Source organism: Streptomyces sp. 13-12-16 (assembly GCF_002114215.1).
Classification (GTDB): Bacteria; Actinomycetota; Actinomycetes; order Streptomycetales; family Streptomycetaceae; genus Streptomyces.
Genome location: NZ_NCTE01001297.1, coordinates 511 through 10,729, shown reverse-complemented (window position 1 = coordinate 10,729; position 10,219 = coordinate 511). Strand labels below are relative to the sequence as shown.

The 10,219-nt window shown below is 73.2% G+C and carries 9 protein-coding genes; 5 read left to right on the top strand and 4 right to left on the bottom strand.

Translation table 11 applies throughout. The annotated features are described in order from the left end of the window. The coding region (locus B7767_RS39725; protein ID WP_143652917.1) for a glycosyltransferase family 2 protein at positions 1–1,504 on the bottom strand (1,504 nt) is incomplete at its 3' end. A gap of 246 nt (positions 1,505–1,750) precedes the next feature. Next, the gene (locus B7767_RS39720) at positions 1,751–2,014 is read right to left on the bottom strand and encodes a WhiB family transcriptional regulator (RefSeq protein ID WP_003975777.1); all 264 of its coding nucleotides are present in this window, start codon (positions 2,012–2,014) and stop codon (positions 1,751–1,753) included. A gap of 749 nt (positions 2,015–2,763) precedes the next feature. Here B7767_RS39720 and B7767_RS39710 point away from each other — a divergent pair. Genes B7767_RS39710 through B7767_RS39695 form a run of 4 tightly spaced genes read left to right on the top strand, consistent with a single transcriptional unit; the run spans position 2,764 to position 6,618 of the window. Next, positions 2,764–3,270: a cysteine dioxygenase family protein gene (locus B7767_RS39710; protein WP_085576169.1), complete on the top strand. Its 507-nt coding sequence runs from the start codon at positions 2,764–2,766 to the stop codon at positions 3,268–3,270. A 33-nt stretch (positions 3,271–3,303) separates the two neighbouring features. Next, positions 3,304–4,263, top strand: coding sequence for a 2-phospho-L-lactate transferase (gene cofD / locus B7767_RS39705; protein ID WP_085576168.1), 960 nt, complete (start codon positions 3,304–3,306; stop codon positions 4,261–4,263). Next, positions 4,260–5,561, top strand: coding sequence for a coenzyme F420-0:L-glutamate ligase (locus B7767_RS39700; protein WP_085576167.1), 1,302 nt, complete (start codon positions 4,260–4,262; stop codon positions 5,559–5,561). The genes cofD and B7767_RS39700 overlap by 4 nt, the downstream gene beginning before the upstream one ends. A gap of 55 nt (positions 5,562–5,616) precedes the next feature. After that, entirely contained in the window at positions 5,617–6,618 is a 1,002-nt protein-coding gene (locus tag B7767_RS39695) for a DNA-3-methyladenine glycosylase (RefSeq protein ID WP_085576166.1), read from the top strand. A gap of 323 nt (positions 6,619–6,941) precedes the next feature. Here the strand turns inward: B7767_RS39695 and B7767_RS39690 are convergent, their stop codons facing one another. Together B7767_RS39690 and B7767_RS39685 are read right to left on the bottom strand one after the other, a co-directional pair. Continuing rightward, on the bottom strand, positions 6,942–8,024 hold the full coding sequence (locus tag B7767_RS39690; RefSeq protein ID WP_085576165.1) for an NDP-sugar synthase: 1,083 nt from the start codon (positions 8,022–8,024) through the stop codon (positions 6,942–6,944). Between the two features lie 96 nt (positions 8,025–8,120). Then, positions 8,121–9,578: a peptidoglycan recognition protein gene (locus tag B7767_RS39685; RefSeq protein ID WP_085576164.1), complete on the bottom strand. Its 1,458-nt coding sequence runs from the start codon at positions 9,576–9,578 to the stop codon at positions 8,121–8,123. A gap of 129 nt (positions 9,579–9,707) precedes the next feature. Here B7767_RS39685 and B7767_RS39680 point away from each other — a divergent pair. Further along, positions 9,708–10,219, top strand: a 512-nt coding sequence (locus B7767_RS39680) for a TIGR03089 family protein (protein ID WP_085576170.1), incomplete at its 3' end; no start/stop codon positions are given.

The window sequence follows — 10,219 nt, the reverse complement described above, 5'->3', positions numbered from 1 at the left end:
CGGCGCCCACGGCGTGCCAGGCGTCGGTGTAACGGGCCCACAGCTCGCCGGCGCCGGCGGGCGCGGGGAGCAGGGCGCCGCCCGCGAGCGCGCCACCGCCGAGGAGCTGGCGGCAGGCCGCCAGGGAGACGAGCAGCAGCACCAGGAAGAGCACCGGTCCCGGCTTGCGGGCGATGCGCTTGAGCCGGGCGAACTGCTCGACCTCCAGGAAGTCGGCGTCGTCGCCGCCGGGTCCGGACTCGACGGCGCTGCCGTGGCGTCCCGCGCCGGAGGCGGCTTCGGGGTCGGAGCGGCCGACGAGGCTGCTCGCGACCTGTTCCACGGTGACGCGGACGGTCGCGCCGGGCGGCGGGAACAGCGGCCGCATCTCGCCCTTGTCGGTCTGCGGGCTGCCGCGGTGGCGCCGTCCGGCGAGGATCCGTTCGGGCCGCAGCAGGGTGCCCATGAGGCCGCGGATCTCGTCGACGGCCTGTCCGGGGACCTTGCCGACGAGGTAGGCGAGGGTGCGCAGCAGCGTGCCGAGGACGACGCGCAGCAGCACCCAGGGCAGGGCGGCCGTGCGGGCGTTGACGAGCAGGGTGTAGACGGCGCCCGCCTTGTCCACCTTGTGCGGGGAGGCGGAGGTGCGGCCCACGCAGTCGACGGTGCGGCGCTCGCGGGAGGCGGCCTCGGCGTGCCGGACGACCGCGTCGGGGGCGATCAGGACCCGGTACCCGGCGGAGTGGGCACGCCAGCACAGGTCGACGTCGTCGCGCATGAGGGGCAGGTGCCGGTCGAATCCGCCGAGCCGGTCGAAGACGTCACGGCGGACCAGCATGCCGGCGGTGGACACCGACAGCACGGGCCGTACGTGGTCGTGCTGGCCCTGGTCCTGTTCGCGGCGGTCCAGGCCGGTCCAGCGGCGGCCGGAGTTGGCGATGGAGACGCCGACCTCGAGGAGCTGCCTGCGGTCGTACCAGCCGCGGAGCTTGGGGCCGACGACGGCCACGTCGTCACGGCCGAGTTCGTACTCGTTCTCCACGACGCGCAGCATCTGGGCCAGCGCGTCGGGTTCGGGCGCGCAGTCGTCGTGCAGCAGCCACAGCCACTGCACCGGCTCCCCGTGCGGGAGTTCCGGCAGGTCGTAGGCGTCGTCGCGCCAGCTGCGGGTGACCGGGTCCCAGCCGCTCGGCCGCTTCAGGTACGGCAGGTCGTCCGGCGTGAGGTGCGGGGCGCTGCGGTTGCACTCCTCGACCGCCTGGCCGAAGCCGGTGCGCCGGGCGAGGTGCAGCACGTGGTCGTCGCCGAGGGCCTCGGCGACCAGCCGGGCGGAGTCGTCCGCGCTGCCGGTGTCGGCGCCCATGGCGAACTGGGCGGGGCGCTCCTGGCCGAGCAGCCCGGCGAGCGCGTCGGGCAGCCAGCGGGCGCCGTCGTGGGAGACGAGGACCGCGGTCACCACGTGACGCGGGAACTCAGGTGAGGCAGCGAGGTCTTGCCGGGCTGCCGTGTGGCTGTGCACGGACATCGAGGTACGGGCCCCGGTTCGGTGGTCTGGGGGGAACGCCTGTGCCCGATGGGGGCAGCGGGGCGTCTCGGACGAGCGACCACACTATCGGCAGATTGAACGGGGCGACGCGGAGCGTCTCGATGAGGGGCGACGGGCGGGCACGGAAGCCCGCCGCCTGTGGACAACCCACCCGCGACGGGCCTTGAGTGACGTAAGTGACGTATGTACGAAGTGACGTGCGTACGGCGGTGATGTGCCGGTCCGTCAGACGGCGGCCTTCTTCAGCCGGCGGCGCTCCCGCTCGGACAGGCCGCCCCAGATGCCGAAGCGCTCGTCGTTGGCGAGGGCGTATTCGAGGCACTCGGAACGGACCTCGCACGCGAGGCAGACCTTCTTGGCCTCCCGGGTCGAGCCGCCCTTCTCGGGGAAGAAGGACTCGGGGTCGGTCTGGGCGCACAGCGCGCGCTCCTGCCAGCCGAGCTCCTCGTCCGCGTCGTCGACCAGCAGTTGCTGCACCAGCTCGGTCATGTGCGCCCCTCGTCCGTCTTTCGCGTCCCCGTGATCCAGCCGTTACCGATTCCGGCTGAACGACACGAGTGAAATTACAAGTGTGCTGCTCCGGGCGAGTCAAGCCGAGATCTGCTATTGAGCCCCTTATTCACTCTGCGGAACCAAGGCCGAGCGGAAAGTGTTGAAATCGTCCTAAACCTTGACACGCGTACGGGACCCTTGAGGGCTTCCGGTCCCGCGCAGAACCTCTACGGGGAGGACGCCCCGGGGATCGATCTCGTTCCGACACCCGCACCGAAGCGAACCGGATCACAGTCGGATCACGGGATCGCAACGGCGTGCGGGTCGCCCGGCCGTGGGCACCATGTGTCCCGGGGAACGACTGAGCAAACCTTTCACCTGCGAGATGAACCGGATGAGGTGAACCATGTCCCACATACCGGGCGTCGAGTTGACAGTGGAGGAGTGAACCGCTGTCCTAGTGGGCATGCTCGCGAATTCGGCACTCACCTCGACCCGCTCCGTCGGGTTCCTCGGTGCTGCCCGCGCTCGCTGTCGCTGTTCCGGCTGTTGAGCCCTTCCCCACTCTCGACTTCGCTCGAGCGGGGGACCCCGTCGCTCCGGCCACCGCCGAGTCACCGACCCGGCCGCTGCCTCCTTCGCCCGCTCCCACCGGGGCCCCTCGCCACCGCCGCCCGCGACCCGGGCGTGACGCGCCGCGACACCCGCACCCCCCACCGCTTCTCCGCCAAGGAACCTCCGCATCCATGAACAGCGACAGCGACCTCCAGATCGCCGGCGACATCCTCGAAGTCCCGCACCTGCTCCAGCCCCCGCGCGAGCACCCGGCCACCGTCGCCGAGTTCGCCGGCCTGGCCCGCTCCATCGCCGCCGACCGCTCCCAGTGGGAGCACCTCGTCGAGTACGACGCCGCCAGCCGCTGGTACCACCGGCTGCGCACCGGCCCCGGCTACGAGGTGTGGCTGCTCTCCTGGGTGCCCGGTCAGGGCAGCGGACTGCACGACCACGGCCGCTCCTCCGGCGTGCTCACCGTCCTGGACGGCGTCCTGACCGAACGCACGGAGCGCGGCACGCGCGCGTTGACGGCCGGCGCACAGCGCGTGTTCGCACCCGGCTACGTGCACGAGGTCGTCAACGACGCCCTGGAACCCGCGGTCAGCCTGCACGTCTACCACCCGGGCCTGACGCAGATGCCCATGCACACCTCGCCCCACTGCGAGGCCCGCACCGTGCCCGGCTCGGTGACTGCCTGACGCGATGCCGTAGCGGCCTGCAAGGATGGCCCCATGCGCATTGTGGTTCTGGCAGGCGGCATCGGCGGTGCCCGTTTCCTGCGCGGTCTGAAGCGGGCCGTGCCGGACGCGGACATCACGGTCATCGGCAACACCGGGGACGACATCCACCTCTTCGGGCTGAAGGTCTGCCCGGACCTCGACACGGTGATGTACACGCTCGGCGGCGGTATCGACGAGGAGCAGGGCTGGGGGCGGGCCGACGAGACCTTCCACCTCAAGGAGGAGCTCGCGGCGTACGGCGTCGGCCCGGAGTGGTTCGGGCTCGGCGACCGGGACTTCGCCACGCACATCGTGCGGACGCAGATGCTCGGCGCCGGGTTCCCGCTCAGCGCGGTGACCGAGGCGCTCTGCGACCGCTGGCGGCCCGGCGTGCGCCTCATCCCGATGACCGACGACCGCGTGGAGACGCACGTGGCCGTCGAGCTGGACGGGGAGCGCAAGGCGGTCCACTTCCAGGAGTACTGGGTGCGGCTGCGGGCCTCGGTGCCGGCCGAGGCGGTCGTGCCGGTCGGCGCGGAGCAGGCGAAGCCGGCGCCCGGCGTCCTGGAGGCGATCGCCGAGGCCGACGTGATCCTCTTCCCGCCGTCCAACCCCGTGGTCTCCGTCGGCACCATCCTCGCCGTCCCCGGCATCCGGGAGGCGATCGCCGACGCGGGCGTGCCGGTGGTCGGCCTGTCGCCGATCGTCGGGGACGCGCCCGTGCGCGGCATGGCCGACAAGGTGCTGGCGGCCGTCGGCGTGGAGTCCACGGCCCCGGCGGTGGCCGAGCACTACGGCTCGGGCCTGCTGGACGGCTGGCTGGTCGACACGGTCGACGCGGGCTGTGTGGAGCGGGTCGAGGCGGCCGGGATCCGCTGCCGGGCCGTACCGCTGATGATGACCGACGTCGACGCGGCCGCGCGGATGGCGCGGGAGGCTCTGACGCTGGCGGAGGAGGTGCGCGCGGCATGAGCGACTCGGGCTACCGGGTCCGGCCCGTGGCGGGCCTGCCCGAGATCCGCGAGGGCGACGACCTGGCCAAGCTGATCGCGGCCGCCGCACCGGACCTGTCCGACGGCGACGTCCTCCTCGTCACCTCGAAGATCGTCTCCAAGGCGGAGGGCCGGATCGTCGAGGCGACGGACCGGGAGGCCGCGATCGACGCGGAGACGGTGCGCGTGGTGGCCCGGCGCGGCTCCCTGCGCATCGTGGAGAACCGGCAGGGCCTGGTCATGGCCGCGGCCGGGGTCGACGCCTCCAACACCCCCGCCGGTACGGTCCTGTTGCTGCCCGAGGACCCGGACGCCTCCGCGCGGGCGATCCGCGAGGGCCTGCGCGACGCCCTCGGCGTCGAGGTCGGCGTGATCGTCACCGACACCTTCGGCCGCCCCTGGCGCGCGGGACTGACCGATGTCGCGATCGGTGCGGCGGGCGTCCGCGTGCTGGACGACCTGCGCGGCGGCACCGACGCGCACGGCAACCCGCTCAGCGCCACCGTCGTCGCCACGGCCGACGAGCTCGCCGCGGCGGGCGACCTGGTCAAGGGCAAGGCGTCCGGCCTCCCGGTGGCCGTGGTCCGCGGACTGCCGCACCTGGTGGCGGCCGACGACGGCGAGGGCGCGCGGGCGATGGTCCGCGGCGCGCGCGACGACATGTTCCGCCTCGGCACGTCCGAGGCGGTGCGCCAGGCGGTGACCCAGCGCCGTACGGTACGGGCCTTCACGGACCAGCCGGTCGACCCCGGAGCCGTACGCCGCGCGGTGGCCGCGGCGGTCACCGCGCCGGCCCCGCACCACACCACGCCGTGGCGGTTCGTGCTGCTGGAGTCGCCCGGGTCCCGCACCCGTCTCCTGGACGCCATGCGCGAGGCCTGGATCGCGGACCTGCGCCGCGACGGCAGGACGGAGGAGTCGATCGCCAAGCGCGTCCGCCGCGGGGACGTCCTGCGCAACGCGCCGTACCTGGTCGTCCCCTGCCTGGTCATGGACGGTTCGCACACCTACGGGGACGCGCGGCGGGACGGCGCGGAGCGGGAGATGTTCGTGGTCGCCACGGGCGCCGGCGTGCAGAACTTCCTGGTCGCGCTGGCCGGGGAGCGGCTGGGCTCGGCGTGGGTGTCGTCGACGATGTTCTGCCGCGAGGTGGTCCGCGAGGTCCTGGACCTGCCGGCGGACTGGGACCCGATGGGCGCGGTGGCGGTCGGACACCCGGCGGAGGAGCCGCGCCCGCGGCCGGAGCGGGACGCGGGCGGTTTCATCGAGGTGCGGTGAGGCGGGGCCTACCCTCATAGAGGCCCCCGCTTCACTTCCACCCCTGGGATCTCTCGTGGCAGGACGTTTCGCACCGCGCCCGACCCGTACGACGGTGCGCGGCGGGCATGTCGTCGTGCCCGGGGTGGTTCCCCGGCGGGCACCGGCGCCGGCCCTCGTACGGACGTGGGTGCCGGAGGGCCCCCTGGACCTCGGGCTGGTCCTCGGGCCGCTGCGGCGCGGTCCCGGTGATCCGACGTTCCGGGCGCTGCCGGACGGCTCCGTGTGGCGGGCCAGCCTGACGCCGGCGGGTCCGGGGACGCTCCGGGTGACGGGGCGTGCCGGGGAGATCCGGGGGGAGGCGTGGGGTCCGGGCGCCGACTGGCTGCTGGACAAGCTGCCGGAGCTGCTCGGTGCCGCCGACGATCCGTCCGCCTTCGTGCCCCGGCACAAGCTGCTGGCGCTGACCCGGCACCGGCGTCCGGGACTGCGGCTGACGCGGACCGGGCTGGTGCTGGAGTCGCTGATCCCGTCGATTCTGGAGCAGAAGGTCACGACGGGTGAGGCGTACCGGGCGTGGCGGCTGCTGGTACGGAAGTACGGGGAGCCGGCGCCCGGGCCCGCGCCGGAGCGGATGTCGGTGATGCCGGCGCCGCGGACGTGGGCGCTGATTCCCTCCTGGGAGTGGCACCGGGCCGGGGTCGACAACAAGCGGGCGTCGACGGTCCTGCGGGCGGTACGGGTCGCCGCACGGCTGGAGGAGGCGGTGGGGATGCCCGCCGCCGAAGCGCAGGCGCGGTTGGAACTGGTGTCGGGGATCGGGCCGTGGACGTCGGCGGAGACGGTGCAGCGGAGTCACGGGGCGGTGGACGCGGTGACCGTGGGGGATCTGCATCTGCCGGGGATCGTGGGGTGGGCGCTGGCGGGGGACCGGTACGCGGACGACGCGGTGATGTTGTCGCTGTTGGAGCCGTATGCGGGGCAGCGGCATCGGGCTGCGCGGCTGATTCTGTTGAGCGGGAGGGTGCCGGGGCGGCGGGCGCCGCGGATGCCGTACGGGGACATCGGGCGGCTTTGAGGGTTGGCCGGGCCGGGGGTGGGGCCCCGGCGCGCGTTACGGGGTGCCCCGTGCTGGTGTGGGCCGGGGGTGGGGCTGCGGCCCCGGCGCGTTACGGGTGCCCCGGCGTTGGTATGGGCCGGGGGTGGGGTTGCGCAGCCCGGCGCTTGCGGGGTGCCTTCCCCGGAGGGGGTACCCCCAGCGCCCACCGAAACCGCACAGGCGCCGCAGGCATGGGAGGCCCGCCCCACCGAAGCCGCACAGGCACGAGACCCGCACCCCACCGAACCGAACGCCGCACCGCAGGCATCCCGCACACCGAACCGAAAGCCACGCCGCAGGTGTTACTGGTCCGAGGAGAAGCGGACCGCTCCGGCCGGGATCGTTGCGTCGCACCAGACTCGGGCGCCCTCGCGGAGTTCGTTGTGGGGGCCCACGGTCGCGCCGTCGCCTATGACCGTGCCGGTGAGGACCGAGCGTTCGCCCACCCGTGCCCGCGTACCGATCAGCGAGTCGGTGATGACCGCGCCCGGCTCGATCACCGCCCCCGGCAGGATCGTGCTGCCGAAGACGCGCGCGCCCTCCGCCACGAACGCGCCCTCGCCCACCACCGTCCCGCCCGCCAGCTTCGCGTCCGGTGCCACGGTCGCCGTGGGCAGCACCAGCCGGTCCCCGCAGCGTCCGGGCACCGCCGGCGACGGCGCACGCCCCAGCACCAGATCCGCCGACCCCCGTACGAAGGCCGCCGGGGTCCCCAGGTCCAGCCAGTACGTGGAGTCGACCATCCCCTGCAGATGCGCCCCCGCCGCCAGCAGCCCCGGGAACGTCTCCCGCTCCACCGACACCGCCCGCCCCGCCGGGATCGTGTCGATCACCGACCGGCGGAAGACGTACGCCCCCGCGTTGATCTGGTCGGTGACGATCTCCTCCGGTGTCTGCGGCTTCTCCAGGAAGGCGAGCACCTTCCCCGTACCGTCCGTGGGCACCAGCCCGTACGCCCGTGGATCCGTCACCTTCGTCAGGTGCAGCGAGACGTCCGCGCCGGTCGTCTCGTGCGTCCGCACCAGCGCCCGGATGTCCAGCCCCGTCAGGATGTCCCCGTTGAAGATCAGCACCGGCTCGTCCGGCCCGGAGTGCAGCCGGGACGCGACGTTCCGGATGGCGCCGCCCGTACCGAGCGGCTCCTCCTCCGTCACGTACTCGATGTGCAGCCCCAGGGCCGCCCCGTCGCCGAAGTACGGCTCGAACACCTCGGCCAGATAGGACGTGGCCAGGACGATGTGCTCGACGCCCGCCGCTCTCGCTCTCGCGAGCTGGTGCGTGAGGAAAGGCACTCCGGCCGCCGGGACCATGGGCTTGGGCGTGTGCACCGTGAGCGGGCGCAGTCGCGTGCCCTTGCCGCCGACCAGGAGGATCGCTTCTGTCACCTGTCGTCTCTGCTTCCTGCCGGGACCGGCCGAACTGTCTTTCGGCCGGCCAGTGTATGCAGACCGGCTCCGGCAGGAAGGAGCGCCCGGCCCGCCTCAGCGGCCCTGGTAGCGGGCCGCCGTGGAGCGGGCGGTGCCGAGCTTCTTGTAGAGCTTCCCCCCTGGGCACGAGGTGTTGAACCCGTCCCGGTGACCGGAGATCACGTTCAGTCGTACCTTCTTGCCTTTTCGGTAGAGATTGCCACCTGCGGACTTCAGATATGTCTTGGCGCGTGGATTCATCCCGTGCAGTCCGAGTTTCCACGCGGTGAGCCGGGCGACGGCCTTCACGGCGGAGGAGGACGGCTTCTTGGAGCCGTAGGAACCGATCACCGCGATACCCGTGGTGTTGGTGTTGAACCCGAGGGTGTGGGCCCCCTTGACCGGCTTCGCCACTCCCCCGGCCCGGCCCTCGTAGATCCTGCCGCACTTGTCGACGAGGAAGTTGTAGCCGATGTCCCGCCAGCCCAGGCTCCGTACGTGATAGCGGTGGAACCCGCGGATGAGCGAAGGGGCCTGCGAGCACTTGTAGCCGTTGCCGGAGGCGGTGTGGTGCACGAAGGCCGCCTTGACCTTGCCGGTGTACACGAACCGCTTCTCCCGCAGGCTCTCGTCGGCTCCCCAGCCGCGCCGGGTGACGATGGCGGGGCGCGGCCCGATGTACGGCTTGGCCCGCTGCTGTTCGGTCAGGTCGGCTCCGCGCAGGGTGAGGTACTCCTGCCGGGTCCGCTCGCCGGTCAACGCGGGGATCTCCAGGGTGCCGAGCGGTGCGAGTGCGGAGTTGGCCGCGGAGGCGGCGGCCACCTCGGCGCTCATGACGCCGGTGCGCGGGCCCTCCAGTGCCTCGTCCCCCGGGTCGACGAGTTCGAGCCGCAGCCCGGAGGGCAGCACCGAGTGGTCGTCGCCCCCGGGCTCGTCGGCCCCCATGCCCTCGCCCTCCTCCTCACCGGGCTCGTCGGCCCCCATGTCCTCCCCCTCCTCCTCACCGGGCTCGTCGACCTCCGTGCCCTCCCCCTCGTCCTCACCCGGCTCCGGCAGGACCCGGATCTCCACCCCGTCCGACTCGCCCACCCACAGCGGGGCCGTGGCGCCGCGCACCCCGTCCGCGGTGCCCTCCGCGCTGCCCGGATCGGCCCCGTGGTCGGTGTAGTGCGTCTCGACGTCCCGCCAGCCGGACCAGGCACCGGTGCCGGCCTCCCGGGTGCGGACCTGGACGCGGCCGTGGAGTTCGGCGGTGGGGTCGTCCCAGACGACGCCGAGGAGGGAGAAGGGCCGTACGGTCCGCGGGGCGAGGCCGAGGACGGCGGCGCCGGAGACACGGTCACGGGTGAGATGTCCCAGGGGCAGCGACTGGGTGCTGCCGGGGATGTCGGGCCGGGCCGTCACCGCTGCGCGCGTGGCCGCTTCTGCCGTCGGCGCCGGTCTCGCGTCCGCCGCGGTGGCGGGCGGGGCGAGCGGGAGGGCGAGGGCGGCGGCGCAGGTGACACCGATTGAGGAAGCAAGAATTCCACGCATGCCCCTGAGCTTGGACACAGTCAGACAAATCTGTCCATCCGGGAGTTGACGGCCCGTCGGAGCGCGTTCCCCCGAACCGGTGCCCCCGGTGAGCGGTGCGCGCGGGCGGGCCCGCGTACGCTTGCGCGGGTGAACGCCACCGACCGCACCCCTGCCGACCTGCTGAGTTCCGCGCTGGCCGCGGACCCGGGACGCCCCCTGGTGACCTTCTACGACGACGCCACGGGCGAACGCGTCGAACTGTCCGTGGCCACCTTCGCCAATTGGGTGGCCAAGACCGCCAATCTCCTCCAGGACGAACTGTCCGTGGAGCCCGGTGACCGGGTGGCCCTGCTGCTGCCGGCGCACTGGCAGACGGCGGTCTGGCTGCTGGCGTGCGCGTCGGTGGGCGTGGTCGCGGACGTGGCCGGGGACCCGGCGGCGGCGGACGTGGCCGTGAGCGGGCCGGATCCGGAGTCGCTGGAGGCCGCGCGGGCCTGCTCGGGGGCCAGGATCGCGCTGGCGCTCAGGCCGCTCGGCGGGCGCTTCCCGCAGCCGCCGGAGGGCTTCGCCGACTACGCCGTCGAGGTACCGGGGCAGAGCGACCGCTTCGTGCCGTACGCGCCGGTCGACCCCGAGGAACCGGCGCTGATCGTGGCGGG